This is a genomic window from Sandaracinobacter neustonicus (assembly GCF_006385875.1).
GTDB lineage: Bacteria > Pseudomonadota > Alphaproteobacteria > Sphingomonadales > Sphingomonadaceae > Sandaracinobacteroides > Sandaracinobacteroides neustonicus.
The window spans coordinates 19,662-44,859 of record NZ_VFSU01000017.1 but is presented as its reverse complement, the minus strand read 5'-3'; the positions used below and the strand labels follow the sequence as shown (position 1 = coordinate 44,859).

Below are 25,198 nucleotides of genomic sequence, written 5' to 3'. Positions count from 1 at the left end.
CCTCGCCGTGCCCGGTGCGGTTCCGGTTCTCCCGGCCATCATCGTCACCCAGACATTGATAGAGCTGCTCGCGCAGTTGGCCTACATACGGATTATACCGCGATGGGGTAAGGAGATCGCATAGCGCATAGGGTTTTATGCGGGGCTACTTCTCCCGATAAGCCAGCAGTCTCAGGGCATTGGCGACAACCAGCAGTGTCGAGCCTTCGTGCATGGCGACCGCCGGGCCTATGCCGAGGCCGAGGATGGTGGCGGGCACCAGCAGCGCCACCACGCCCAGGCTGACCCAGACATTCTGCAAGATGATCGATCGCGTCTGCCGGCTGAGGCCGACTGCGAACGGCAGGTTTGAAAGATCGTCCGCCATCAGCGCCACGTCGGCAGTTTCCAGCGCGACGTCCGATCCGGCAGCACCCATCGCGATGCCGACCGTTGCCGAGGCCATCGCGGGCGCGTCGTTCACGCCATCGCCAACCATCGCCACCTTGGATGTGTCCCGCAGCTTGCGGATCGCCTCCACCTTGTCCTCTGGCATCAGGTCGCCCCAGGCCTCATCCAGCCCGACTTCCTTCGCGACCGCTTCCGCTACGCGCTGGTGATCGCCTGAGATCATAATCATCCGCCGGATTCCGATAGTGCGCAGCTTCTCGATGGCGGGCTTCGCTTCGGGGCGCGGGGTGTCTATCAGGCCGATGGCACCCAGATCGGCATCGCCCTGCCGGATCACCATGCTGGTGTGGCCGCTGGCGCGCAGTTGTTCGATGGCATCGATCATCGCCGGAGAAAGCGCCGGGATGCCGTCAGCGCCGAACATCTCGGCCTTGCCGATGCAAACCTCCTTGCCTTCGACGGTTGCGACCACGCCCTTGCCAGTCAGGCTGCGCAGATCAGTGGCGTCCGGGATCTGCTCCGCACCCACATGGCCGCGCCCATCGGCAGCGATGGCGCGGGCGAGCGGATGGTCGCTGAGCGACTCCACCGCGACCGCGACCGCCATCAGCCGCTCCTTCGAGATGCCGGGCGCCGGAATGATGTCGCGGATGTGCGGTTCGCCGATGGTGAGCGTGCCGGTCTTGTCGAAGGCGATCGCGTCTAGCGAACCGAGCAACTCCAAGGGCGCACCGCCCTTCACCAGCACGCCGCCGCGCGCGGCGCGCGCCACGCCGGAAAGCACCGCACTGGGCGTCGCAATGGCGAGCGCGCAGGGGCTGGCCGCGACCAGCACCGCCATCGCCCGATAGAAAGTGGCGCTGAACGGCTCGTCGATCACGAAGCCTGCAAACAGCAGCAACACGGCAAGCGCCAGAACCGCCGGCACGAAAATCCGCTCGAACTTGTCGGTAAAGCGCTGGGTGGGCGATTTCTGCGTCTCCGCCTCGCTCACCATCTTCACCACCTTGGCGAGCGTGCTGTCGGTCGACAGGCGCGTCACCTCGATCTCGATCACACCGCTGCCGTTGATGGTGCCGGCGAACACGCGCGAGGAGGCATCCACCCGGTCCGGCAGGGCACGGGCGGATGCTGCATCTGCAACCGGCTTCTTGTCCACCGGCATGCTCTCGCCCGTCACCGGCGCCTGGTTGATGGCGGAATTGCCGATCACCACAAAGCCGTCGGCGGCCACGCGGGAATCCGGCTTCACGATCACGATGTCGCCGACCAGCAGTTCCTCCACCGGGATTTCGATGGTCGTACCGTCCCTGCGGACGGTGGCGGTGCGCGGGGCAAGCTCGGCCAGCGCCTCGATCGCCTTCCGCGCCCTGCCCATCGCATAATGTTCCAGCGCATGGCCGACGCTGAACAGGAACAGCAGCAGCGCCCCTTCCGCCCACGCACCAAGGGCTGCTGCGCCGGCTGCCGCCACCAGCATCAGCGTGTCGATCTCGAACTTCTTCAGCCGCAGGTTCTCGATCGCTTCACGCAGGGTGAAGAAGCCGCCGAAGAAATAGGCAGCGATATAGAGCGCAGTCGGCAACCAGCCGGGTGCGCCGGCGACCAGTTTCTCGATCGCGAAGCCGATGATGAGCGCCGCACCACTGGCGAGCGCAAAAATCAATTCGGTGTTCGGACCAAGGAACTCGCCGTGGCTGTGCTCATGTTCCTTCTCGTCAGGGCCGTGATCGTGTCCATCGCCCGGTCCGTGACCGCCCGCCTTGCCCTGAACATCCACCAGTTCCACGCCCGCCGACTTCAGCACAGCCAGCAAGGCTTTCTCCGACGTCTGCTGCCGGTCGAACTCGACCCGCACCGTTCCTGCAACACTGGCTTCCGCTTCCAGAACGCCGGTCACCGCACGCAACTGGTCACCTGTCGTTCGTGCCTTCCGCTGGTAGCCGACGCCGTTCACCTTCCACAGGGCATGGCCATAGCGGCTGGTGATCTCCGCGCCGGCGGCCGTCACCACCTCGCGGATGCGCAGCAAGGAAAGCCTGGCGGGATCATAGTGGACACACAGCTGCGCTGGCACATCACCGCCGGCTTCGACCACATGGACGGTCTCCACGCCCGGCCTTCCGGCAAGCGAACTCATCAGTCGCGCGACACAGCCATCGGCGGCATCGGCCACACCGGGCAGGACAATCGGGATATCGAGCTTCAGCTTTTCCGTCACAAGGCGCTCCCAGGCGTAGAGAAACAGGGTCTGATCAGACTGCCGGAACAGAGGCTTTCCGATAGGCCGGGATAGCTTCTGCCAATACCCGCCAGGACGACCGCAGGAAAATGAGGGCGATCATGGCGCCGACGACAATATCTGGCCAGCCGCTGCCTGTGACGGCAACCAGTCCAGCCGCCAGCAACACGCCGACGTTTGAAATTACATCGTTGCGCGAGCATTCGAAGGTGCTGCTCATGTTTACGTTCAGGGTGCGGAACCGCCACAGCATCGCCAGGCAGGCGAGGTTGGCGACCAACGCCATGCCGCCGAACAGCAACATCAGCGAACTGGAAGGCGGAACGCCGTTCAGGATCTTGTCGACGATCTCGGCCATCACCAGAATGCCGAACACCAGGATGATGCCACCCTTGGCAATGGCAGCGCCAGCCTCCCACCGGGCGCCCCGATGAAGCGCAAACAGGCTGAGCCCATAGACGAATGCATCACCCAGCATATCGACAGAATCTGCCATGAGCGCAGAGGAACGTGCCCAGACCCCGCCGCCGAAGCCGACAAAGAACATGACTAGGTTGATCGCCAGTACAGCCAGAAGCACGCGGCGCTGGTCCGCCTTCAGCGCCAGTTCCGCAAGCGTATCGCGCTTCTTCGAGCAGCAGTCTTCCGCCATGATCGTCATGCCTCTCGTGCGAGTCCAGGCTGGACCCATGCACCCTGAAGCCGCTATAGGGTCAAGCACTTTCTCTGACATGGCTGGTGATTGAGGTGAACAATGCGCATCGGCGAACTCGCAAAGGCGACTGAGACGCGGGTGGAGACCATCCGCTGGTACGAGAAGGTAGGTCTGCTGCAACACAACTCGCGGACGACCGGTAATTACCGCACTTATGGGGAGCCCGAGCTGGCGCGCCTCAGCTTCATTCGCCGTGCGCGCGCACTTGGCTTCTCGCTGGATCAGGTACGCGAATTGCTGGATCTGGCGGAAACAGACGGCCAGGATTGCGCGGCTGTCGATCGCCTGGCAGCAGCGCAACTCAAGGCGATAGATCAGCGACTTGAAGACCTTCAGGCACTGCGCGCAGAACTCTCTAAGCTCCTTCGGGCCTGTGAAGGTGGATCGGTAACAAATTGCCGAATCATTGAGGCGTTGGCGCCTCGAGCAGTTTAGTAATCAACGCGCAGATTGAAGATTACACTCTGTGCAGGCGAGGCATTTAGTTGTTTCCCGATATATCATCTCACTGGCCGGGTGCGACATCGGGTCAATAACTCCACAGTTGCGAATGTTTCTGAGCTGTGGCAGGGCGCAACTATGGCCGGTCAATGGATCTGGGCGAACCTTCGCATATTGCTCGTCGGGCTGTTGATGCTCACGACGACCGGTAGCGTGTTCGCAAACGGATATGACATGGGCAAGGATGTTGCTGTTGCGGCCACCTATGCGGCCTCGTGTGACGCTGAAACTGGCTGCGGCTCCAGCGACGAGGATCCGGCGCCCTCGCATTGCGCTGTCTGCTGCAGTCATCAGACGGTTGCAGACGTAGCTCTCCCGATGTCGCTCAAATCACCTGCGGCGCAATCGTTGACGATGGTTGGAGGTGTCGCTCCGGGGCTTGTCCTCAGCACTGAGTATCCTGACTTAGACCCACCTCGAGCCTGATCAGATCGCTCCGGCGTGCGCCTTGCGATGGCGTGCGCTGACCGACTGATTTTCAAGGTTCGAGGACTACCCCATGATATTACCCCGACGTTGGGTCGGCGCGGCGCCTGTCGTGCTTGCCCTACTGTGCGGGACTACAGTCGCAGCCGGCAAATCGCCGGATGCGGCAGCAGTACCTGCATTGATTGCGCCCGTTCCGGCGGGCACTACACTTACACTGGACGCAGCACTTCAACTTGCCCTCCAACAGGCTCCCGTCATCCGGGCGGGCGCAGCTGGTGTTGAGGCGGAACAGGGTCGGCTGAAGCAGGCCGGACTGCTGCCCAACCCACAGATCCAGATTGATATCGAAGATTTCGGTGGGTCAGGGCCCTATAGCGGCACGGGTGCTGCGCAGGTCACCACGGGCCTTGCCATGCCGCTGGAACTGGGCGGCAAGCGCGGGGCTCGCGTGGCGCTGGGCCGGCAAAATCTGGCATCCGCACAGGCCGGACAGGTGCTGCTGCTGGCAGATCTTGGCCGGGAAGTTCGGGTGCGTTTCGCCTCAGCACTGGCGGCCACGGAAATAGCAGCGCTTTCGAGAAAGGAGCTGGAAACTGCTCGCGAGATAGAGCGGACCGTCGGTTTACTGGTAGACGGCGGGCGCGAACCCCCTCTGCGACTGGTCACGGCCCGCACGGAACGCGCCCGGGCAGAGAGCGCGCTCGCCGATGCCGAGGCGCGAGCCGCTGTGGAGCGAGCCGCGCTGAGCGCAATCATCGGCTACACGGGCACGGCGTTCGTGCCGGTGGGTGAGAGCCACGCCGTTCAACTGACGGACGTCGGCAGGCCTGACCTCGTGGTGGCGGACACCCGGGTGGCGGCAGCTGAAGCTACACTGAGGCTGGAGCGGTCGCAGCGTATACCGGATCCCACGCTGAACTTCGGCGTGCGCCAGTATCGCGGCGAAGGTGAAAGTGCCCTGGTGGCAGGCGTTTCGCTGCCATTCCCGCTGTTCAACCGCAACGGCGGCAATATCGCCGCCGCGCGTGCAGAAGTCAGAAGAGCGGAAGCCGAGCGGGACGCGACGCGCCTGGCGTTGGATGCCCGCACGACGTCTGCCGATGCGGAAGTGCAGGCGGCCTCCGCGCGGGCACGGATGCTCGAAACCGAGATCCTGCCGGGCGCGACGGAAGCGCTCAGGATTTCCCGCGCCGGCTATACCGCCGGCCGCTTCTCCTATCTCGACCTGCTGGCGGCGCAGCGCGCCGTGGCGGAGGCGGGGCGCGGCCTCGCCGAGGCCCGCCGCGACCGCGCCATTGCCGAAGCCGAACGCGACCGCGCGCTTGGCCGCACCCCTTTCCCGGAGAGTAATTCATGAACAAGACCCAGATCGCGCTTGGCGCGCTCGCAATCGCGCTGGCTGCAGGCGCCGGCGGATATTTCCTGAACAACAGCCTGTCGCAGGGCACCGAGGCCGCAGCTGTCGACGGACACGGACACGGCGAAGCAGAGGCCTCGGCGGAGGGCAAGGCACCCGCAGAAGGCGAAGCCAAAGGCGCCGATACCGATGCTGAAGGTCATAGCAGCAAAGAAGGGGCCCTGAACGTCTCCGACCAGCAGATCGCGATCGCGGGTATCCGAATCGTACCTGTGACCAGCGCACCGGCCGGCGGCGAAGTGCTGACGTCGGGCACGCTCACGCCTGCATCGGGCTCCACGGCCGAGGTCACCGCCCGTACCACCGGCGTCGTTACCCGCCTGCTGCGGCAGGTGGGTGACAGCGTGCGCGTCGGCGACGGCCTTGCCATCATCGACAGCCGCGAAGTGGCGGAAGCCCAGGCGGCGCTCGCACGCAGCACAAGGGCGGAAGAGCTGGCGCGTACTGTCTTTGCCCGCGAGGAATCGCTCTATCGGCAGAAAGTGATCGCACGGGCCGACTTCGATTCAGCCAAGGCGGCTTTCGATAGCGCGAAGATCGACACTCAACTCGCACGCGAGGCGCTGAAGGCGCTTGGCGCTGGCGCCAGCAGCGGCAACCTTCGTTTGTTGACGGTGCGAAGCCCGGTTGCGGGTGAAGTTACTGCCGTGACCGTGACGCCGGGCGAATTTGTTTCGGCGGAACGGGATCTGTTCCAGGTCGCCAACCGCCAGCAGCTCTGGGCCGATTTGCGCATCCCGGCACGCGAAGCCGCCCGTGTTACGCGCGGCCAGCGCGTGACCATAACAGCGCAGGGTTCCGATCAGGGCCACCCCGGAACAATCCGCTTCCTCTCGCCGGCGATCGATTCCGGCACAGGCGCAGTTCGCGCCATCGCGGTCGTCCAGGATCCCGAAGGCGAACTGCGGATCGGGCTTCCGGTCACCGCCCGCATCAGCGTTGCCGGCAACGGCTCGCTGGTTCCGGCGGTGCCGGTTGCAGCCCTGCACGAAGTCGAAGGCAAGAAGAAGGTGTTCGTTCGCACGAAGACCGGCTTCGTCGCCCGCGCTGTTGAGGCCGGACCGACCGGCGGCACGATGGTGCCGATCCTGTCAGGCCTGAAGCAGGGCGAGCAGGTCGCCGCCGACAACAGTTTCTCCCTCAAGGCCGAGCTCGGGAAATCCGAAGCCGAGCACGCGCACTAGGAGATCAGCATCATGTTTGAACGCATTCTCGGATTCTCCGTCCAGCGGCGCTATCTCGTCGTCTTCGTGACGCTGATCCTCGCCATCTACGGCGCCTTCCAGCTGGCCCGGCTTCCCATCGACGCCGTGCCCGACATCACCAACCAGCAGGTGCAGATCAACAGCATCGCCCCGGCGCTTGGTCCCACGGAAATGGAGCGGCAGGTCACCTACCCGATCGAAACAGCGATGGCCGGAATACCCGGGCTGGAAAGCACCCGCTCCATCTCGCGCAACGGCTTCTCCCAGGTAACTGCCATCTTCGCCGACGGCACCGACATCTATTTTGCCCGCCAGCAGGTCGCCGAACGGATGGCGCAGGCCCGCACCAGCCTGCCGCCGGGCGTAGACCCGGTTGTCGGGCCGGTCACTACCGGTCTTGGCGAAGTGCTGATGTGGACGGTCGACTACAAGAATCCGGGCGGGAAGGGCGCGACTCTGGCAACTCCGGGCAAGCCGGGTTGGCAGCCGGGCGGTGGCTACCTCACCTCGGAGGGGCTGCTGCTGAAAACACCCGCCGAGCAGATCACTTACCTCAGGACAGTGCAGGACTGGATCATCCGTCCGCAAATGCGCAACGTGGCCGGCGTCGCCGGGATCGATTCTATCGGCGGCTATGTGAAGCAATATGAGGTCGCTCCGGACGTTGTGCGACTGGCAGATGCCGGTGTCAGCATGACAGACCTCGTCGCTGCGCTGGAACGCGGCAACCTTGCTGCAGGCGCCGGCGTTGTCGAGCGCGCCGGTGAAGGCCTTGTGGTGCGGGCGGATGCGCGCGTGGCGGACAGCGGCGACATCGCCGATGTCGTGATCGCTACCCGCAATGGTGCGCCCGTTCGTGTGCGAGATGTGGCGTCCGTTACTGTCGGTCGTGAAGTCCGCACCGGTGCGGCCAGTAGCAATGGCCACGAGATGGTTGTCGGTACGGCGCTGATGCTGGCCGGCGAAAACAGCCGGACGGTGGCGGCCGACTCCGCCGTGCGGCTGGCCGAGATCAACCGTTCTCTGCCGCCGGGCATCACCGCCACCCCCGCACTCGACCGTTCGGTTCTGGTGGATGCCACGATTCGCACAGTCGCCAAAAACCTTGCGGAAGGGGCACTGCTCGTCATCGTCATCCTGTTTCTGCTGCTCGGCAACTTCCGCGCGGCCTTCATAACTGCGCTTGTGATCCCGCTGTCGATGCTGCTGGCGGCGACGGGAATGGTGCGCGCGGGCGTGTCGGGCAATCTGATGAGCCTTGGCGCGCTGGATTTCGGCCTGATCGTCGATGGGGCCGTCATCATCGTCGAAAACTGCCTGACGCGGCTGGGCAACATGCAGCATCGGCTCGGCCGCATGCTGAATCTGGAGGAACGCCTCGGTGCGGTGAAATCCGCCGCTGTTGAAATGATCCGCCCCACCGTGTTCGGACAGGCCATCATCCTGTTGGTCTATATGCCGCTGCTCGCCTTCGAAGGCGTGGAAGGCAAGATGTTCCAACCTATGGCGCTGACGGTGATGATGGCGCTGGCGGCGGCCTTCGTGCTCTCGTTGACCTTCGTTCCGGCGATGGTCGCCTTGCTGGTGACCGGCAAGGTGGAGCACAAGGAAGTGAAGGCAGTCGAGGTCGCCCGTAAAGGTTATGCGCCGGCACTGGATTTCGCCCTCGCGCGTCCCTGGCCGGTGATCGGCTCGGCGGTCGCGTTGTTCGCGGTCAGCGCCATGCTCTTCTCGACGCTCGGCCGCGAGTTCATCCCGCAGCTCGACGAAAAGAACTTCGCGCTCCATGCCATGCGGATTCCCTCCACCAGCGTCGAACAATCACAGGCGATGCAGTTGCAGGTGGAAAAGGTAGTGGCCAGCTTCCCTGAAGTGGAACTGGTCTTCTCGAAGACCGGGACCGCCGAGGTGGCAACCGATCCGATGCCCGGCAACGTGTCGGACACCTTCGTGATGCTGAAACCTCGCGATGAATGGCCGGACAGTTCCAAGACCAAGGCGGAGCTGATCACGGAAGTCGAAGAGAAACTGGAACTGGCAATGGGCAACGCCTACGAGTTCAGTCAGCCGATCCAGATGCGCTTCAACGAATTGATCGCGGGCGTGCGTTCGGACGTCGCCATCAAGCTCTATGGCGATGATTTCGCCGTCATGGAGCCGGCTGCCCAGCAGATCGCTTCCGTGCTGCGGTCAATCCCCGGCGCAGCGGATGTGAAGGTGGAGCAGACCGAAGGCCTGCCTGCCCTGAAGGTCGAGTTCGATCGTGCCGCGATCGCTTCTTACGGTCTGCAGGTGGGCGACGTCGCCGATGTCGTGCAGATTGCCATGGGCGGGCGCGAGGCCGGACTGGTGTTTGAAGGCGACCGCCGCTTCGATGTGGTCGTTCGTCTCGACGAACAGGGCCGGCGTGACATCGATGCGCTGTCCGCGATTCCCGTGATGCTGGGGAATGACCCCGGCCTTGTCGGCCCCGATGGAAAGCCGGTGGGTGCGCGGTCCGTGCCGCTTGGCCAGTTGGTGAAGTTCACCGTGGAAAACGGCCCCAACCAGGTCAGCCGCGAGAACGGCAAGCGGCGGATCGTGATCCAGGCCAATGTTCGTGGCCGGGATCTCGGCGGCTTCGTCGCCGACGCGCAGGCCGCCATGGCTGACACGCAGGTGCCGGCAGGAAGCTGGATCGAGTGGGGTGGTCAGTACCAGAATCTTCAGCGCGCCCAGGCACGTCTGTCGATTGTGGTGCCGGCTGTATTCGCGGCGATCTTCGCGCTGCTCTACATGGCGCTCGGCTCCGGCCGGCGGGCGGCGATGGTGTTCTCGGCGGTGCCCCTGGCACTGACGGGCGGCATCCTCGCGCTGGCGTTGAGGGGCTTACCCTTCTCCATCTCGGCGGCCGTCGGTTTCATCGCACTCTCCGGCGTGGCGGTGCTGAACGGGCTGGTGATGATGTCCAGCATCCTGAAGCTGCTGGACGAGGGGCGCGAGGTGGAGGACGCCGTGCGCGAAGGGGCGATGAGCCGCCTGCGACCGGTGATGATGACGGCGCTGGTCGCCTCGCTCGGCTTCGTGCCCATGGCGATCGCAACCGGCACCGGCGCCGAGGTGCAGCGTCCGATCGCCACGGTGGTGATTGGCGGGCTGATCACCGCGACGTTCCTCACGCTGATGGTCCTGCCAGCACTCGCCAGGCTGGTGTTGAGGCGGGAAACCGCCAAAACCCAGTACGGTCCTGAGCTGGTGCCTGCGGAGTAGGGCCGGGCAACCGGCTGCATCGAACGGAGGGGGGCGGGCCGATGGCTGCCCCCTTCAGGAGACAGCAAAATGAGCAGCGGACATGAACCGGGGGCAAATGCGAACACCCGCCGGCTGACCTGGGCCCTGTTGTTGACGGGCGGTTTCCTCATCATCGAGGTGATCGGGGCCTATATCTACAACAGCCTCGCCCTGCTGTCAGACGCCGGGCACATGCTGACGGACGTGTCGGCTTTAGCCATCGCGCTGACGGCGATAAAGGTGGGCAGCAAGGCGCCGGACGACGAACATAGCTTCGGCTACAGGCGGTTCGAAATTCTCGCAGCCGCGTTCAATGCGCTGATGCTGTTTGCTGTTGCCGCCTATGTGCTGGTGGAAGGCGTGCAGCGATTGCGCGAGCCTGCAGAAGTGCAGTCTATGGGTATGCTGGTGGTCGCCACCGCAGGGCTCGTCATCAATCTTGTTTCGATGAAGCTATTGTCTGCCGGCAAGGACGGCAGCCTGAACGTGAAAGGCGCCTGGCTGGAAGTCTGGGCCGACATGATCGGGTCGATCGGTGTGATTGCGGGCGCGATCCTCATACGATTTACTGGTTGGTCATGGGTTGACCCCGCGATCGCCATACTGATCGGCCTTTGGGTGCTTCCGCGTGGGTGGGCGCTGCTGCAGGACACCACGCACGTGCTGTTGGAAGGCGCTCCCGATGGCCTGAACGTGGCCGACGTCAGGGAAGCTATTGCCCAAATTCAAGGGGTTTCGACCGTTCACGACCTGCACCTATGGTCGCTTTCCAGCGACGATAGAAATGCGTCTGTGCATCTGCTGCTGGCGACCGATGCAGATCATGAAGCCGTTCGCGCCGAGGTGGCGGTTATGCTCGCCCAGACCTTCGGCATCAGCCATGCAACCGTGCAGACCGAAAGCCTGCCTTGCGCATCAACTGGCATACCGCACAAATAGCGCGAAGCGAACCCGAGCAATTGCGCCGCCCTTGCTAGAACATGTTGCTATGATTGCCATTAAATCCAGCGCCGTACCTGCCCAAGGTAACGGCGGTAGGATTCGCCGAACAGCCGCTCAAGATACCGCTCCTCGCGTGCGATGACGAAGCGATCAATCACGACCAGAACCAGCGGCAACATCAGCAGCGCGCCGCGACTAGCAAAGGCAAGGGCCAGCGCCAGGAGAAGAAGCGCCATGCCGAGATACATGGGATTGCGCGTGAACCGGTAAATGCCGCCGACCTCAAGGGAGGTCGTAGGTTTCCAGGGCTCGGGTGCTGTACCTTTCGAGTGGAAGCGAAAGAGCCCGAGACTGATCAGTATGGCCCCAGCGAAGCCGGAGGCGAGCGCACCCGATATGCGGATGCTCACCCCCGGCTGCAGTGGTCGAAGGTCGAGCAGCCAATCCAGCAGCAGGCCCGCCGCGAACCCGCCGAGATAAATAAGGGGAGGAGGGGCAAGAACGCCCGCTGTTTCATTTCTGTCCATACACCGATATTCGGCCGTCAATCGCCGGTGTTCAATCCCGCATGGATTGGGCTTTGTGCGTGTTCAGTTTTTCCGCAGCTCTGCCGATCCGGAGGACCAGTGGATATGCTGGATGCGCCAGCCAGCGGCTGACTTTCGCAGGATCATCGTTTCGGTTGTAACGCTGTTCACCGGCTTTTCGCGCCAGCTGCCAGTCGTTTTTCCTTCGGTCAGAACCCACGCGGTCTGGCCGTCTCCGTCGCCCGTTCGGCTGGTAATGGCCTGCTCGGTCACGGCGGCGAATTTGGCATCTGCGGGCAAGTGGTGGGTCGCATATTCTACCGCAGAGCGTTCGGCCGCCCCGCCTTCGAAAATGAGCGCGTCGTCCATCAGGTAGCCGCGCGCCGCAGCCAGGTCGCTGCGCTTCAGGGCGGCGTGGAATGCGTCCACCACATCAGCGGCTTCGGCCGCCGCCGGCGCAACACTGATGCCGCTCGTGGCGTGCTTGGCCGGGCCGTGTGCATGTGCCGTAGCCGCGCCTGTGGCGATGATCGCGGCGAAAATCAGGATGCGCAACATGGTCAGATGATCTTTCGTTCTGGAGGCTGGAGGATCATGCGGCAGGCGACACCTGCCCGAGGATAGAAACGAGAATGAGAACGCCGCATCCCAATGCCAGCTCCGTCGCCAGCGAGAAGCGCAGGCTATTCACCCTCTCGCCAGCGGCAAGGGCCGGCACCAGCCTGAAGCGGTGCAGCGCCGCGAGGCCCATCATCCCGGCGAACAGTGCCAGCTTCAACGCCAGCAGCATCGTCCACGGAGAGCCGAGGAACCCGGCTGGAAGCGGCCATCCTGCGATCATCAGCGCATTGACCGCCCCGGATACCAACAACAGCCCGACAATCACGCCGCCGGTTCCTGCGAACCGGCCCAGCGCCGCCGCCAGTTCGTCCCGGCCGGCGTAGCGCATCATCAAAAGATAGCCGGCAATCGCCCCAAGCCACAGCCCGGCCGCCAGCAGGTGCAGAACGGTCGCAGCCAGATGGAGCCTGCCCCCGGATGCGCCATGCCCGGCCCATGCAAGGCTGGAAAGCGCAACACCGGCAGAGAGCGCCATCATCCAGCGGCGGCCCGGTGCAAGCAGAAGCAGGGCCACCAGCAAAGCAAGGGCGGCAATCCGCACCACAATGGATGTCCCGAGGCCGGGCAGCGCAAGGATGGTGGCGATTTCATCCAATCCGACCTGCGAGAGGGGAAGCCCAAGCATCCCCCCCGCAAGCACCGCCAGCCCCGCAAGCGAGGCAAGCAGCCCGGTTGCCGCCAGAAGCACCAGAAGCGGCCTCGCCCGCCTGACCGCCCGGTCACGCGAGCCGGCCGGGAGGGCGTGCATCGGAAACAGCAACAGCCCGAACGACAGCCCGAGCGCGGCGTAGAGCAGGAAACGGACAGCCGTCAGCCCCGGATCACCCATGGGATCAGCGCACCGTGAAGTTGAAATTGCCCGTGATGCGATGGGTGTCCGCGGCAACGCCGAACCAGTCCACCCGATATTGCCCGGCTTTCAGGCTGGATACCGGCTTCAGGCTGATACCGCGGTTGTCGGCTGCAAAGCTGGTTGCGGCTTCCACTGTCGCCGGCTCGCCGCCGCCCAGCTTCACCAGCGTCGCCCCCGACAGTTTCGGGAACAGCGCCTCGCTGAACTGCATGGAAACCACCGTCGGGCTTGCCGTGGTGCTGCCGCCGGCAGGCGTGGATGCCAGCAGCTTCGGGTGGGCAATCGCCGGCGCGGCAACCATCAGCGCGGCGAACAGGGCAGATCGAAACAGCATGGGCAAAGGTCTCCGTCAGGCAGAAGTCGTTGGCGCATATACGCGGCCACGCGGCGGACCCCTCATTGCCGTTTGCGGGATTTTTGGCCGGCCCGCGTATTGCCGGTATGAAGGTCGGGAAAATCGGAGTGGCAGCACGAATGGACAGGTTGGACAATCTTTTGCGGCAGCTGGCCGAAGCCCCCGTCGACCGCTCGCTGGGTCAGCTGGAACCTCATGTGTGGCGGCGCATCGAGACGGAGCGGCGCATGCCGCTAGCGGGCTGGCGGCTTCCCGCGGTTTCGGCGCTGGGGGCCCTGCTGATCGGCATGGCCTCTACCGCGACGGCACGCGTCTCTCCGGCAGAGGTCTCTCCCTTTTCGCCCTCGCTGGCGCTCGCGCCCTCGACACTTCTGGAGCAGGCGCGATGAGCCGCCCTTGGCGACAGACCCTGCTGGTGCTCGCCATCGCCCTCTTGGCCGGCATGGCTGGGGCGTGGCTGGGGCCGCGGCTTCTGGCCAGGCCTGCCTCAGATGGTGTTCACGCGGCGGTTCACCGCGATCTTAACCTGTCGGCAGAGCAATCCGCGAAGATTGAAGTGCTGGAGGCGGATTTCGCCATTCGCCGCCGGGCGCTTGAGCTGGAAATGCGGAAAGCCAACACCGAGCTGGCGGCAGCCATCCGCACTGAACAGGCCTTCGGGCCGGAGGTGACGGCGGCTGTCGATCATTTCCATGTCGCTATGGGCGAACTGCAGAAGGCGACAATCGAGCATGTGTTTGCCATGCGCGCCGTGCTGACGCCGGAGCAGGCTGCCACATTTGACCGCAAGGTCGTAGACGCACTGACCGCCGACCAGACGTGACGGACACCGGCGATGCCGAACTGGTGAAGCTGGCAGCCGCAGGCAACGAGTCGGCCTTCGGCCAGCTCATGCGGCGCTACAAGGAGCCGCTATACCGCCTCATCCGGCGCCTCACCGGCGATCCGGATGCCGCTTATGATGTGCTGCAGGATTGCATGGTTTCGATCTGGCACGGGCTGGCCCGTTTCGATCACACCAGGCCCTTCCAGCCATGGGTGCAACGCATCGCCATCAACAAGGTACGCGATTGGGGCCGCAGGCGTGCCGTGCGCCGCTTCCTGACAGGTGCAGCAGACGAAACAGTGATGGCCCGTGCGGTCGATCCCGCACCACTGCCGGATACACAGACCGCCGACCGGCAGGCGCTTGCCATGCTCGACAGGGAAATTGCGAGCCTGCCGCTGGCGCTGCGACTGCCGCTGGTGCTGACCGCGATCGAGGGATTGAGTCACGCCGAGGCTGGCGCGCAACTCGGCATCAGTGCGAAGGCGGTGGAAACCAAGGTTGCCCGTGCGCGACGTCAGTTAGGCGAGGCAATCGGCCAATTGTGAGGGGACCGGCTTCGGGCCGCGTATGAAGGGTATGCGAATACCAAGCTCAAGAGGATCCCTTTTGCCCTTCCCGAAATCCCTGCAATTACTCATTCTCGCTGGCGCGCTTGCTGTCACCACCGCAGAGACAGTACTCGCCGCTGAAACGACGGTCGATCTCGTCACCCGTCGCGAAAAGCTGGAGGTGAACCCCGGCCGCCGCGACACGGTGGTGACGCTGAACGGCGGGGTGCCCGGCCCGGTGCTGCGCTTCCGCGAGGGCGACACGGTAACGGTCAACCTGAAGAACGAGCTGCCCGAGATGACGGCGATCCACTGGCACGGGCTGCTGATCCCCGGCCATCATGATGGGGCGCCGGGGTTCAATGGGTTTCCCGGCATCGCTTCGGGGGAGACCTACACCTACCAGTTCACGCTGCGGCAGTCGGGCACCTATTGGTATCACAGCCACGCCTCTTTGCAGGAGCAGGCCGGGCAATATGGCGCGCTGATCATCGAGCCGAAAGACGGGCCGGACATCGTGGTCGACCGCGAGCATGTGATCCTGCTGACCGAGCACACACCTGAGGATCCCGAGCGGATCATCCGGAACCTGAAGGCGGACTCCGGATATTATAACTGGAACAAGCGCACCTTCCCCGAATTGCTGCGTGACGCCGGCCGCTTCGGGCTGGGCAAGACGCTGTCAGACCGCGCCCAATGGGGCCGGATGCGGATGGACCCGACGGATATCGCCGATGTTGCAAACTACACGCTGCTGGTGAACGGACTTCCGACGGCACGCGCGCCGTTCTTCGAGATGAAGGCCGGGGAGAAGGTGCGGCTGCGCTTCATCAACGGCTCGGCGATGAGCTTCATGGACGTGCGAATGCCCGGCCTGTCGATGAAGGTGGTGGCAGCCGACGGCCGCCCGGTAGAGCCGGTGACGGTGGACGAGTTCCGGATGGCGGTCGCCGAAACCTACGATGTGATCGTCGAGCCGAAGGACGATCGCGCTTACCCGCTATGGGTGGAGACGATCGACCGTCGCGCCAGCCTGCTGGCGACGCTTGGGCCGAACCCCGGAACACGGGCCGAGGCGCCCGCGCCGCGCCCGATGCAAGTGCTGATGATGGGCGAGATGGGCCACGCCATGCCCGCAATGCAGATGGCCGAAAGCGCAATGGCGCCATCCGATCCCGATACCGACATCCTGAACGCCGCGGCCAAGCGCCAGCCTGCGCCTGCCGGTGGCTGTTCGCCTGAGCATGCAGCTATGGGCCATTGCTCAATGCCCGAAGCGCCCCCTGCCGCTGTGCCGGCCGCCAGTTGCTCGCCGGAACATGCGGCGATGGGGCACTGCACGATGCCCGCGGCGCCTCAGCCCGCAGCGCCCGCAACAAGCTGTTCACCAGAGCACGCGGCGATGGGCCACTGCAAGCTGCCGGAGGCTCCTGTCGTGCCCGCGATCGACCCGAACTGCCCGCCCGAGCACGCCGCCATGGGGCATTGCACGCCAAAGGTTGTGAAGCCTGAAGGCGGCGAGCGAGTGGGAACTGCGGTCTCGCTAGCCGCGAAACCGGAAGGCGGCACTGCCTTTCCGCGTGTCGACTACGGCTATGGCCGCGACCCGATGGCGGGGATGGACCATTCGGCCATGAACCATGGCGCCGAGCTCGGACGCGAGGGAGACACCGACGGCTCGGGCCGGGTGCTCGGCTGGGCGACCGGTGCACCCTACGGCGCCCGCGTGCTGTCGATGAACGATCTCGTTTCCGCAGCGCCCCATACCGATGCCCGCGCGCCTACGCGCGACATCGTCATCCGCATCACCGGCAACATGGAGCGCTACATCTGGACGCTGAACGGCAAGCCCTTCGGTGAAGCCCCCCCGGTGGACGTGCAGTTCGGCGAGCGCGTCCGCATCACCTTCGTCAACGAAACCATGATGGCGCACCCGATGCACCTGCACGGCATGTTCTTCGAGATCGAGAACGGCCAGCCCGCAGACCGTCTGCCGGAAAAGAACGTGATCGCGGTGGCGCCGGGGCGCACCCAGTCGGTTCTGTTGACGGCCGACGAGCCCGGCGAATGGCCGCTGCACTGCCACCTGCTGTTCCACATGGATTCCGGGATGATGAAGAAGCTGATCGTCGCAAATGTGTCCGCGCCGCCCGGGCAGGCTGGCGAGGTCTTGCCTAAGACCCACACCGAGCATGGGAGCCACTGAAAGATGCGGTTCCTGATATTGGCGTCGCTTGCGTTTGCCGGTCCGGCGCTCGCCGAGACGGAGACGGTTTCTGCTGCGCATCTGCATGGCAACCGCACGTTGAGCTTCACGCAGGTGGAGGCCGACTACAGCCGCCAGTCCGGGCAGGATGTGGTGAACTGGGATGCGGAAGGCTTCATCGGCGGCGACACCCACAAGTTCTGGTGGAAGACCGAGGGGGAGCATGCCGGTTCCGAATTCGAAACCGCAGAGTTCCAGGCACTCTACAGCCGAAATGTCTGGACCTTTTTCGACGTGCAGGCCGGCCTCCGCGCCGACGCAAAGCCCGATGGCCGGGGCTACGCCGTGGTCGGCATCCAGGGCCTTGCCCCCTATCTGCTGGAAACCGAGCTGCACGCCTTCATCGGCTTCAAGGGCGATGTCAGCCTGCGCTTCAAGCAATCCTTCGATATCCGCATGACCAACCGCTTCGTGCTGGAGCCCAATCTGGAAACCGACATCAGCTTCTCGGACGTGCCCGAACGGATGATCGGCAAGGGCTTCTCAAAAATCGAAACGGGGGTTCAGGCCCGCTACGAGATCAGCCGCAAGTTCGCGCCGACCCTGGCGCTTACCTACGAAAGCCGCCTCGGCGAGTCTGCCCGGCTTGCCCGCGCGGAGGGCGAGGACACTGGCGGCTGGTCTGTGCGCGGCGGCGTCAGATTCTGGTTCTGAAGTGGAAGAAGGAGACGGACGATGACCAAGACTGTTCTCACGTTGCTTGCAGTGGCGATCGCCACCCCCGTGCTGGCCCAGCAGCCCTCGGCTCCAACCGCAGAGAAGAAGTGCTGCTGCGACAAGAAGGCGGACGAGGCGATGGACCACAGCAAGATGGGCCATGAAGGAGCCCAAGCCCCGAAATAAGCCCCCGGGCGAGCGGGTGCGGCGGTTCCTCTGAACCGCCGCACCAAATCGCAATATTCCGCTGTTTCAACCAAAGGTGAACTGCCATGAACCGCAGAACATTCGCCATTGCAGTGGCGCTGCTTGCCATCGCTACAACCCCCTGGGTGGCAGCCTCAGCGCAGGGCCTGAAGCACAGCCTTCTGATGCGCGGCCAGATTGTCGACATCACGGGCGACATTGCCACGTTGTGCATCGGGAAGGCTGACGGCGCACAGCCCGGTCAAATCCTCGACGTGTATCGCGCCGTGCCGGTCAGCATCCCGCAGAAGGGCAATGCCCCCGCTTTCCGGAGGCAGGAAATCGGCCATGTCCGCATCGACAGCATCGTCGACGACCATTTTGCGCGGGCCAGCGTGATAGGTGGCAAGGTTGCCAACCACGATATCGTCGAACTGCGCCCCGCCAAGCCCAGCCACTGAAGACCAGCATCAGCCTGGCAGTCGATCGGAGATCGGAATGCACGCAAGCGCCCATCAGCACGAACCCGATGGCATCAGCAAAGTGAAAGACCCGGTGTGCGGGATGAGCGTCGATCCGCACACCACGCCCCATCACGCCGATCATCTGGGGCGGCCCTACCATTTCTGCTCGGCGGGTTGCCGCACGAAGTTCGTGGCCGATCCGGCGCGCTATCTCGCTGGCAAGGGGTCGGCCGAACCCGTGCCGGAGGGCGCGATCTACACCTGCCCGATGCATCCGGAGATTCAGCGCCCCGGCCCGGGCTCGTGTCCGATCTGCGGGATGGCGCTGGAGCCCGAGATGCCCGGCGCTGCGGACGGCCCCAATCCGGAGCTGGTGGATTTTACCCGCCGCTTCCGGGTCGGCCTTGCGCTGACCATTCCGGTGCTGGTGCTGGAAATGGGCGGCCATTTGCTGGATCTGCACCGCTGGATTGCGCCACAGACGTCGAACTGGCTGCAGTTGCTGTTCGCTACGCCGGTCGTGTTGTGGGCCGGCTGGCCCTTCCTCGAACGTGGCTGGGCGTCGGTCCGCACGCGCAACCTCAACATGTTCACGCTGATCGCGCTCGGAACCGGGGCGGCGCTTCTCTACAGCCTTGTCGGCACCATGGCGCCGCAGTTGTTCCCGCCTGCCATGCGGAACATGGACGGTTCGGTTCCGGTCTATTTCGAGCCGGCGGCGGTCATCGTGGTGCTGGTGCTGCTGGGACAGATGCTCGAACTGCGCGCCCGCGAAGCGACTGGCGGGGCCATCCGTGCCCTGCTCGATCTGGCGCCGAAAACGGCGCGGAGGGTCGCAGCTGACGGTAGCGACCGGGAAGTTGCGCTCGACGAGGTTATCGTCGGCGACCTGCTGCGCGTGCGGCCCGGCGAAGCGGTGCCTGTCGACGGGCGTTTGAGTGCGGGCCATTCGACGCTGGATGAATCCATGGTGACGGGAGAATCCCTCCCTGTTTCGAAGCAGGCGGGCGACAAGCTGATCGCCGGCACGATGAACCAGACCGGCGCCTTCACCATGACCGCTGAGAAGGTCGGCCGCGACACCATGCTGTCGCAGATCGTTGCCATGGTCGCCTCGGCGCAGCGCAGCCGCGCGCCGATCCAGAAGCTGGCCGACAAGGTTTCCGGCTGGTTCGTGCCGGCGGTGATCCTGGTGGCCGTCGTGGCATTCGCGGCATGGGCGCTGATCGGCCCCGAGCCACGCCTCAGCTATGCGTTCGTGGTCGCTGTCTCTGTGCTCATCATCGCCTGCCCATGCGCGCTTGGGCTGGCTACCCCCATGTCGATCATGGTGGGTGTCGGGCGTGGGGCGCAGGCCGGCGTGCTCATCAAGAACGCCGAGGCGCTGGAGCGGCTGGAGAAGGTGGATACACTGTTGGTCGACAAGACCGGCACGCTGACCGAGGGCAAGCCGCGCGTTGCCTCTGTTACCCCGGCGCCCGGGTTCGACGAAAAGGGCCTGCTGGCGATGGCGGCATCGCTGGAACGGCCAAGCCAGCATCCGCTCGCTGCCGCCATCGTGGCGGAAGCCGCTGCGCGGAATCTGCTGGTGGAGGAGGTGGCAGATTTCGACGCGCCTTCGGGCAAGGGCGTGACCGGCAAGGTCGGCGGGCGGCAGGTGATGATCGGAAAGGCCGCCTGGCTGGCTGAGCACGGTGTCGATACGGGCGCGCTGACGGAGGCCGCCGACAAGGCCCGCCGCGAGGGGGCGACAGCCGTGCTGGTGGCGGTGGATGGCAAGCCTGCGGGTAGCATCGCAATCGCCGATCAGGTGAAGGCGAGTACCGCAAGCGCGCTGGCGGCGCTGCGCGCCAAGGGCCTGGATGTGATCATGCTGACCGGGGATAACAGGGTGACGGCAGAGGCCATCGCCCAGCGGCTGGGGATCGCGCATTTCGAAGCCGATGTGCTGCCCGCCGACAAGCAGGCCGTCGTTGAGCGGCTGAAGCGCGAGGGCAAGGTGGTGGCGATGGCCGGCGACGGCGTGAACGACGCCCCGGCACTGGCGGCGGCAGACGTGGGAGTTGCAATGGGTGGCGGCACCGATGTCGCCATTGAAAGCGCTGGCGTGACGCTGATCGGTGGAGATCTGACCGGAATCGTGAAGGCGCGGGCGCTGAGCCACGCCACCATGGCCAATATCCGCCAGAACCTGTTCTTCGCCTTCATCTACAATGCGGCGGGCGTGCCGATCGCGGCTGGCATCCTCTATCCCACGTTCGGTCTGCTACTTTCTCCGATCATCGCAGCCGCTGCGATGGCGTTGTCATCGGTGACGGTCGTCGGCAATGCTCTGCGGTTGCGGAGCACCAGTCTGAATTGAACGGCCAATGTCCGCTTACACCGGGTTCAATCTCACAACCGGCCCAGGCGGATCGCCGACCAATACGGCATTCACGCCAATGCGATTGCTACACCTCCTGCTACTCAACTCTTGGGATTTGGAAGTATGGCGAAATCGCATTCGCGATAGGAGAGCAGGACGCTTTCCGCCGGAAAAGGGGGATGCGCGGTCGTCAGACGTCGGATGCAATCCAACCGGCCGCCCATGCTTCCACATCTGCCAGCTGCAGCACACGTCGAAACGAATGGCCGTGGACAGGCCGCGGATCGTCAAGAACCTCGAGAATGGCCGGGAGATCGACCAGCCCGAGTCGAACCAGCTCCCCGCCCGACAGAATTTCGCGAAGCTTTCGGCGGTTTGCGTCGAAAATGCGGGCCGTGAAGGCATCGGGCGTTCCCTTCGACCGCCGCCATGCAACGTCTTCCGGAAGGACGTCTGCGAACGCGTGCCTGGCGACGGCCCGGTTGTGACCTGCGTCGAGCCAGAGCCAGCTTGCTATCGAGAGGCAGGCCTCGACCAGCGGCTGCACCATCAGCGGTGATATCATCGGCAACCTGTCCCAGGGTTGTGCGCCTTCGGCGATATCCTGCGCACAGGCCACCAGCCGCAAATGCTGCGCGCTGCCCGGTAGCAACTCAGCTGCGCTCTCAAGCCAGGGGTGTCGCCAGGGCGGGTGGGCTGCCTCGACCACATCCGGTGACAACAGTGATGTATCATGGGACAGGCGAATGGTCGGTTTCCCGAACCAGGCTCGCCTGACCGCATCCATCATCACGGTCTGGCGGCTCTCCTGGGTCAGATGGCTCAGATCCCGCACAGTTGAGAGAAAGCCGCTGCCGCCCGTCAGCAGCCGGTCCGCGGCAGGCGCGCCCGACCGGAGCGAGCAGAAGATATTGTCGCCGCCGCCGCCGTTGAAGATGGCAGTTGCGCCAGCCTCTGCCGCCGCCTGCTCACACAGGCGACGCGACTCCTGGAAGAACATGCGCTCCGTCGGGCGCGGCAGGCCTCGTGCATCCGACCGACCAACATCAATTCCGGCAAGATCCCGCCAGCCTTCAACCAGCGACAAACCAAGAGCCGCACAGACCTGCCGGGCATAGCGGCGCTCGTCCCCCGTCGCATCACCGGTCACCAACGTTATGCAGGTGACCGGCACATCCTGTCTGGTAAGGGCTGCAGCCAGCACGGAGGAATCAAGACCACCGGACAGCATCAGCACTATGCCGGCCTCGCCTGACGCGAGCGAGGCAACACTGTTGCAAACAGTGTCCCTTACTATCCGGGCCGCCGCGATGGGGTCGCGCATCTGGTGATCGCGCCTGGCAAAGGTTGTCGGCGACCAGACATCTTGAATGGCCAGCCCTTCCTCTGACAACAACAGTTGCTGCCCGCCGCGCAACTCCCGAAGGCCCGAAAGACAAGTCTCCGGCCAGACGAGGTCGCGCACCATCAGATGGCGAAGGACTTCATCCCAGTCGATGACGGGCCGCAGCAGGCCGCATGCAATGAACAGGTCGACATCGGAAGCGAGGGCCACGCCACCTTCAAACGCCACCAGGTAACAGGGCAGTGCGCCGAGGGGCGCCCGAAGCACCGAAATCCTGTCGCCATCCTTCTGACGGAGAATGCAGACATAAGGGCCCCAATAGTCCGCACAGAGCGACTGGCCGGCGCTCCCGACAATTCGGTCGCAAGCTTCCGGACCCAGCTGCGCTACCTCACGGCCGTCCCGCTCGAACAGGCGTCCAACGACAACGCCATGGCCGCCGATATGAAGCGGGCTGTCGTCACTGGTGACCACATGTAGCAGATCGTTGCGGTCCGCGAGACGCAGGCCCTCGATGTCCGATACTCTCCGTATCAACTTCTGCCAGCGGTCATCGGACATGGATCCGGGCCGCCTCGCCAGCATAATGAAACGAACAAGCTTCATATGACGAGGATCGGCGTAAAATGCCGCACGCCGTCCAGGCGGTCGTTCACGAGCGCGCTACTGCACTGGACCCAGCTGTGCGCCGCAAACGGGTAGAGGCTGACCCCCACCACCAGATCGGCCGATATGCCGAGCCGCGCGAGGCGCTGCGCGACGGCAATCGAACGCGGCAGGCAACGGCCATGCGATCGCACAATAGCTGACGACCAGTCGAACGCGGCCGCAACAGCCTGCGCGGTTACACGTTCGGTAGAGAGCCGGGTCGCTGCCCGGGATTTTTGCTGCGCAAGCCGGCGAAGCACCACGTTGAGCGGCCGCCATCGCAGGGCGAAATGTGTTGTCGCAAGATCTCGCAGGGCTGCAATCCTTAGAGACACAGGTGCCCCAGCCCGGATGTCATCGAGAAGACTTGTCTCAGGCATCTCCAGACCCCGACAAGCTGACGGGCGGCTATCGTCAGATGTGGAAATGAGCATGCCGGATTGCGTAAGCGACAACAGGGCGTCATCCTGCTCACCGGCCTCCGCCAGCCCGGCGGTGGCCGCTCGAAATGCCGCCTCTGCTCGTCGGCCCAGGCAAAAGTAGCGATCAGCCTCGAGGTCGAGGAAGATCAACCGGCCGGCAACCTCGCAATAGGAAACGCCGGGGCGCAACATGAGGCCCATCGCAAGCTCCCGGGCTGTTGGCGCGCGGCACAGGGCCGCGCGCCGGTTGTCAGTCGTCCGAGAGGCCGCTGAGCGGGTTGCCCCTGATCTCGTCGGTCGGGAATTCCCCGACGCCGAGGGTTTCGGTGCTCGCCACGGCGAGCTCGATGATGTCGTCCTCGCGTTCCATAACGCACTCCTCAACAGTGCTGCGGGAATTCGCAGCTCCGGGAGTGTAGGAAGGGGCGAAATCTATCCGAACTTTATACGGATGCTGTACGCGGAATGTTTGAAACCCCGGCGCGCCTAGTGGCCGGTCGGCTCCCCGCGATAAAGGGCACGCACGATCTCCGCGGCTGCCCGGACGCGTCTGCGGTGATAGGTCTGCAGCAACCGGCGCATCCGGTCACGGGCGCCTGAAAGTATCGCTTCCTCCAGTTCCGCGAGCTCTTCACGGGCGTCCGCGAGCACTCCTGGCTCCGCCAGTCGCACCGCATGCAGGCGTGCGTTCAGCCGCTCGACTGCACGCCCGTGTTCGCCATTGCGCGAATTTCCCGCGATCAGCTGAAAGAGATCAGCAATGCGGTTGGCAATCGACCCGTTGGCGAGCTCGACAGGGCAAGGTGGCTTCATGGTATGGCCGCGGTTGCGAAGGGCCAGCATCAGAAGCTCCGCCGCCCATTCATACCGATCCCGAAGAGCCGGCTCATCGAGCGACGGCAGGTGGAAGCCGCCACCGGGGCGGTTTTCCACCAGCCCTTCGCCGGTCAGGAGGTGCAGGGCATCGCGGACCGGCGTGACGCTTGCTGCCAGCGTTGAGGCAAGATGGGCCGGATCCAGCCGTTCGCCCGGTCGGAACTCGCGACCCAGAATCCGGGCCTTCAATACCTCGAGTACCCGCTCCGCTGTCTGTCCCGAGTTCATGACGCCGGAAGCTGTTCCGCAACGTACGCATCGACGAGCGCTTTCTGGTCGGGTCGCAGGGCGTCGATGGCGCCCCGTGGCCGCTCTGACGCGCCGGCCAGCAGGACCGAAGGGCACTGACCTTCATAGTTGCCAAGATTGGGGCGATGCTGGCGATAGCCGACGAGCGCTGCGAGCTCGGGCGAGAACTGCCTTGCAACATCTGGCGGATAGGCGAGCCACTGGTTCTCGTAGGGCTTCAGCCAGCCGAGTGCATAGCCGATGACGATGCCGCGCCTGACCTCGTGCGTGAGGTTGGCGCCGGCGCCATGCAGGGCGGACCCCAGGAACAGGAGCGCATCGCCGGGCTGCATCGCAGCCGCGACCGGCACCTCCTCCGGCGGTGGCAGCAGAGCCGCACCACCATGCGTGCCGGGCCAGACCCGGGTCGCGCCATTCTCCGGCGTAAACGGCGTCAGCGGCCACATGACGTTGACCAGATACTCGATCTCGCCGACCGGGCCCCGCCACATGTCCTGATCGCGATGCGGCAGCTGCGCCGGTGCGCCGGGGTGAACTGCAATCGCCTGCGTCGTGTTGAGCTGGATGCAATCGCACCAGGGCGACAAAATGCGATCAACAATGCCAAGGATCAGACGATGCTGTACGAGGGGCGCCGCATGTGCCGAGCGTGCCAGCAGCCTGCCGAAGCGGATGGTTGTGGTCCCGTAAAAGCCGCCCTCACCAAAGGGCGTCTCGCTGAAGGGCAGCTCGAGGTCCTTGTCCAGCTCGCAAATGGTCTGAACCGGCAGGGCGTTCGGGATTATGCAGAATCCGGTGCGCGAAAGTTCATCGGCGCGGGCCGCAATATCGGCTGCGAGATCAGCTGTGATCATCATGGTTTTCCTTCCCGTGAGT

General features: G+C 64.5%; 24 protein-coding genes. 13 read left to right on the top strand and 11 right to left on the bottom strand.

What is annotated here, in order from left to right; translation table 11 throughout:
• Positions 1-145: 145 nt before the first annotated feature.
• Together FJQ54_RS05375 and FJQ54_RS05370 are read right to left on the bottom strand one after the other, a co-directional pair.
• Complete coding sequence (locus FJQ54_RS05375; RefSeq protein WP_140927392.1) at positions 146-2,611, bottom strand: heavy metal translocating P-type ATPase; 2,466 nt, start codon at positions 2,609-2,611, stop codon at positions 146-148.
• Positions 2,612-2,645: 34 nt separating this feature from the next.
• Entirely contained in the window at positions 2,646-3,284 is a 639-nt protein-coding gene (locus FJQ54_RS05370) for a cation transporter (RefSeq protein WP_140927478.1), read from the bottom strand.
• Between the two features lie 102 nt (positions 3,285-3,386).
• Here FJQ54_RS05370 and FJQ54_RS05365 point away from each other — a divergent pair, with 102 nt between their 5' ends.
• From FJQ54_RS05365 to FJQ54_RS05345, 5 genes are all read left to right on the top strand, one after another.
• Positions 3,387-3,782 (top strand): MerR family transcriptional regulator, encoded by a 396-nt coding sequence (locus tag FJQ54_RS05365; RefSeq protein ID WP_140927391.1) that lies wholly within the window; start codon positions 3,387-3,389, stop codon positions 3,780-3,782.
• A gap of 673 nt (positions 3,783-4,455) precedes the next feature.
• Entirely contained in the window at positions 4,456-5,634 is a 1,179-nt protein-coding gene (locus FJQ54_RS05360; protein WP_181159985.1) for a TolC family protein, read from the top strand.
• Positions 5,631-6,878, top strand: a complete 1,248-nt coding sequence (locus FJQ54_RS05355; protein WP_140927389.1) for an efflux RND transporter periplasmic adaptor subunit — start codon at positions 5,631-5,633, stop codon at positions 6,876-6,878. The genes FJQ54_RS05360 and FJQ54_RS05355 overlap by 4 nt, the downstream gene beginning before the upstream one ends.
• 12 nt (positions 6,879-6,890) lie before the next feature.
• Complete coding sequence (locus FJQ54_RS05350) at positions 6,891-10,148, top strand: efflux RND transporter permease subunit (protein ID WP_140927388.1); 3,258 nt, start codon at positions 6,891-6,893, stop codon at positions 10,146-10,148.
• A gap of 69 nt (positions 10,149-10,217) precedes the next feature.
• Positions 10,218-11,108 carry a cation diffusion facilitator family transporter gene (locus tag FJQ54_RS05345; protein ID WP_140927387.1) on the top strand — a complete coding sequence of 297 codons (891 nt, stop codon included), beginning with the start codon at positions 10,218-10,220 and terminating at the stop codon, positions 11,106-11,108.
• A gap of 59 nt (positions 11,109-11,167) precedes the next feature.
• Here FJQ54_RS05345 and FJQ54_RS05340 read toward each other — a convergent pair whose 3' ends face one another.
• From FJQ54_RS05340 to FJQ54_RS05325, 4 genes are all read right to left on the bottom strand, one after another.
• The gene (locus FJQ54_RS05340; protein ID WP_140927386.1) at positions 11,168-11,638 is read right to left on the bottom strand and encodes a methyltransferase family protein; all 471 of its coding nucleotides are present in this window, start codon (positions 11,636-11,638) and stop codon (positions 11,168-11,170) included.
• Between the two features lie 63 nt (positions 11,639-11,701).
• Positions 11,702-12,196: a nuclear transport factor 2 family protein gene (locus FJQ54_RS05335; protein WP_140927385.1), complete on the bottom strand. Its 495-nt coding sequence runs from the start codon at positions 12,194-12,196 to the stop codon at positions 11,702-11,704.
• Between the two features lie 34 nt (positions 12,197-12,230).
• On the bottom strand, positions 12,231-13,088 hold the full coding sequence (gene copD, locus FJQ54_RS05330) for a copper homeostasis membrane protein CopD (protein ID WP_140927384.1): 858 nt from the start codon (positions 13,086-13,088) through the stop codon (positions 12,231-12,233).
• A gap of 4 nt (positions 13,089-13,092) precedes the next feature.
• Positions 13,093-13,446 (bottom strand): copper resistance protein CopC, encoded by a 354-nt coding sequence (locus FJQ54_RS05325; protein WP_140927383.1) that lies wholly within the window; start codon positions 13,444-13,446, stop codon positions 13,093-13,095.
• 140 nt (positions 13,447-13,586) lie between these two features.
• On the opposite strand from FJQ54_RS05325, the gene FJQ54_RS05320 reads away from it, so the two are divergent.
• The 8 genes from FJQ54_RS05320 (at position 13,587) to FJQ54_RS05290 (ending at position 20,779) form a co-directional block, all read left to right on the top strand.
• Entirely contained in the window at positions 13,587-13,856 is a 270-nt protein-coding gene (locus FJQ54_RS05320; RefSeq protein WP_140927382.1) for a hypothetical protein, read from the top strand.
• Positions 13,853-14,290: a Spy/CpxP family protein refolding chaperone gene (locus FJQ54_RS05315; protein WP_140927381.1), complete on the top strand. Its 438-nt coding sequence runs from the start codon at positions 13,853-13,855 to the stop codon at positions 14,288-14,290. Before FJQ54_RS05320 ends, FJQ54_RS05315 begins: the two co-directional genes overlap by 4 nt.
• On the top strand, positions 14,287-14,841 hold the full coding sequence (locus FJQ54_RS05310; protein WP_140927380.1) for an RNA polymerase sigma factor: 555 nt from the start codon (positions 14,287-14,289) through the stop codon (positions 14,839-14,841). The genes FJQ54_RS05315 and FJQ54_RS05310 overlap by 4 nt, the downstream gene beginning before the upstream one ends.
• Positions 14,842-14,902: 61 nt before the next feature.
• Entirely contained in the window at positions 14,903-17,050 is a 2,148-nt protein-coding gene (locus FJQ54_RS05305) for a multicopper oxidase domain-containing protein (protein ID WP_207790371.1), read from the top strand.
• A 3-nt stretch (positions 17,051-17,053) separates the two neighbouring features.
• Entirely contained in the window at positions 17,054-17,764 is a 711-nt protein-coding gene (locus FJQ54_RS05300; RefSeq protein WP_140927378.1) for a copper resistance protein B, read from the top strand.
• 21 nt (positions 17,765-17,785) lie between these two features.
• Positions 17,786-17,953, top strand: a complete 168-nt coding sequence (locus tag FJQ54_RS17425) for a hypothetical protein (RefSeq protein ID WP_181159984.1) — start codon at positions 17,786-17,788, stop codon at positions 17,951-17,953.
• Between the two features lie 86 nt (positions 17,954-18,039).
• Complete coding sequence (locus tag FJQ54_RS05295; protein ID WP_140927377.1) at positions 18,040-18,414, top strand: hypothetical protein; 375 nt, start codon at positions 18,040-18,042, stop codon at positions 18,412-18,414.
• 37 nt (positions 18,415-18,451) lie between these two features.
• Positions 18,452-20,779, top strand: coding sequence for a heavy metal translocating P-type ATPase (locus FJQ54_RS05290; protein WP_140927376.1), 2,328 nt, complete (start codon positions 18,452-18,454; stop codon positions 20,777-20,779).
• 193 nt (positions 20,780-20,972) lie between these two features.
• Here the strand turns inward: FJQ54_RS05290 and FJQ54_RS05285 are convergent, their stop codons facing one another.
• The 5 genes from FJQ54_RS05285 to FJQ54_RS05265 all read right to left on the bottom strand — a co-directional run bounded on the left by FJQ54_RS05285 (position 20,973) and on the right by FJQ54_RS05265 (position 25,179).
• Positions 20,973-22,733, bottom strand: a complete 1,761-nt coding sequence (locus FJQ54_RS05285) for an asparagine synthase-related protein (protein ID WP_140927375.1) — start codon at positions 22,731-22,733, stop codon at positions 20,973-20,975.
• On the bottom strand, positions 22,730-23,398 hold the full coding sequence (locus tag FJQ54_RS05280; RefSeq protein WP_140927374.1) for a lasso peptide biosynthesis B2 protein: 669 nt from the start codon (positions 23,396-23,398) through the stop codon (positions 22,730-22,732). Before FJQ54_RS05280 ends, FJQ54_RS05285 begins: the two co-directional genes overlap by 4 nt.
• Before the next feature lie 49 nt (positions 23,399-23,447).
• On the bottom strand, positions 23,448-23,567 hold the full coding sequence (locus FJQ54_RS05275) for a benenodin family lasso peptide (protein ID WP_140927373.1): 120 nt from the start codon (positions 23,565-23,567) through the stop codon (positions 23,448-23,450).
• A gap of 116 nt (positions 23,568-23,683) precedes the next feature.
• On the bottom strand, positions 23,684-24,301 hold the full coding sequence (locus FJQ54_RS05270; protein WP_140927372.1) for a GntR family transcriptional regulator: 618 nt from the start codon (positions 24,299-24,301) through the stop codon (positions 23,684-23,686).
• A complete protein-coding gene (locus FJQ54_RS05265) occupies positions 24,298-25,179 on the bottom strand; it encodes a phytanoyl-CoA dioxygenase family protein (RefSeq protein WP_140927371.1) in 882 nt (293 codons plus the stop codon). Before FJQ54_RS05265 ends, FJQ54_RS05270 begins: the two co-directional genes overlap by 4 nt.
• Positions 25,180-25,198: the final 19 nt, after the last annotated feature.

Coding starts and splice junctions, on each gene's coding strand:
- FJQ54_RS05290 (WP_140927376.1), top strand. CDS start 18,452: ATGCACGCAAGCGCCCATCAGCACGAACCCGATGGCATCAGCAAAGTG.
- FJQ54_RS05275 (WP_140927373.1), bottom strand. CDS start 23,567: ATGGAACGCGAGGACGACATCATCGAGCTCGCCGTGGCGAGCACCGAA.
- FJQ54_RS05295 (WP_140927377.1), top strand. CDS start 18,040: ATGAACCGCAGAACATTCGCCATTGCAGTGGCGCTGCTTGCCATCGCT.
- FJQ54_RS05270 (WP_140927372.1), bottom strand. CDS start 24,301: ATGAACTCGGGACAGACAGCGGAGCGGGTACTCGAGGTATTGAAGGCC.
- copD (WP_140927384.1), bottom strand. CDS start 13,088: ATGGGTGATCCGGGGCTGACGGCTGTCCGTTTCCTGCTCTACGCCGCG.
- FJQ54_RS17425 (WP_181159984.1), top strand. CDS start 17,786: ATGACCAAGACTGTTCTCACGTTGCTTGCAGTGGCGATCGCCACCCCC.
- FJQ54_RS05355 (WP_140927389.1), top strand. CDS start 5,631: ATGAACAAGACCCAGATCGCGCTTGGCGCGCTCGCAATCGCGCTGGCT.
- FJQ54_RS05280 (WP_140927374.1), bottom strand. CDS start 23,398: ATGGGCCTCATGTTGCGCCCCGGCGTTTCCTATTGCGAGGTTGCCGGC.
- FJQ54_RS05285 (WP_140927375.1), bottom strand. CDS start 22,733: ATGAAGCTTGTTCGTTTCATTATGCTGGCGAGGCGGCCCGGATCCATG.
- FJQ54_RS05350 (WP_140927388.1), top strand. CDS start 6,891: ATGTTTGAACGCATTCTCGGATTCTCCGTCCAGCGGCGCTATCTCGTC.
- FJQ54_RS05325 (WP_140927383.1), bottom strand. CDS start 13,446: ATGCTGTTTCGATCTGCCCTGTTCGCCGCGCTGATGGTTGCCGCGCCG.
- FJQ54_RS05345 (WP_140927387.1), top strand. CDS start 10,218: ATGAGCAGCGGACATGAACCGGGGGCAAATGCGAACACCCGCCGGCTG.
- FJQ54_RS05300 (WP_140927378.1), top strand. CDS start 17,054: ATGCGGTTCCTGATATTGGCGTCGCTTGCGTTTGCCGGTCCGGCGCTC.
- FJQ54_RS05340 (WP_140927386.1), bottom strand. CDS start 11,638: ATGGACAGAAATGAAACAGCGGGCGTTCTTGCCCCTCCTCCCCTTATT.
- FJQ54_RS05320 (WP_140927382.1), top strand. CDS start 13,587: ATGGACAGGTTGGACAATCTTTTGCGGCAGCTGGCCGAAGCCCCCGTC.
- FJQ54_RS05335 (WP_140927385.1), bottom strand. CDS start 12,196: ATGTTGCGCATCCTGATTTTCGCCGCGATCATCGCCACAGGCGCGGCT.
- FJQ54_RS05315 (WP_140927381.1), top strand. CDS start 13,853: ATGAGCCGCCCTTGGCGACAGACCCTGCTGGTGCTCGCCATCGCCCTC.
- FJQ54_RS05370 (WP_140927478.1), bottom strand. CDS start 3,284: ATGGCGGAAGACTGCTGCTCGAAGAAGCGCGATACGCTTGCGGAACTG.
- FJQ54_RS05365 (WP_140927391.1), top strand. CDS start 3,387: ATGCGCATCGGCGAACTCGCAAAGGCGACTGAGACGCGGGTGGAGACC.
- FJQ54_RS05265 (WP_140927371.1), bottom strand. CDS start 25,179: ATGATGATCACAGCTGATCTCGCAGCCGATATTGCGGCCCGCGCCGAT.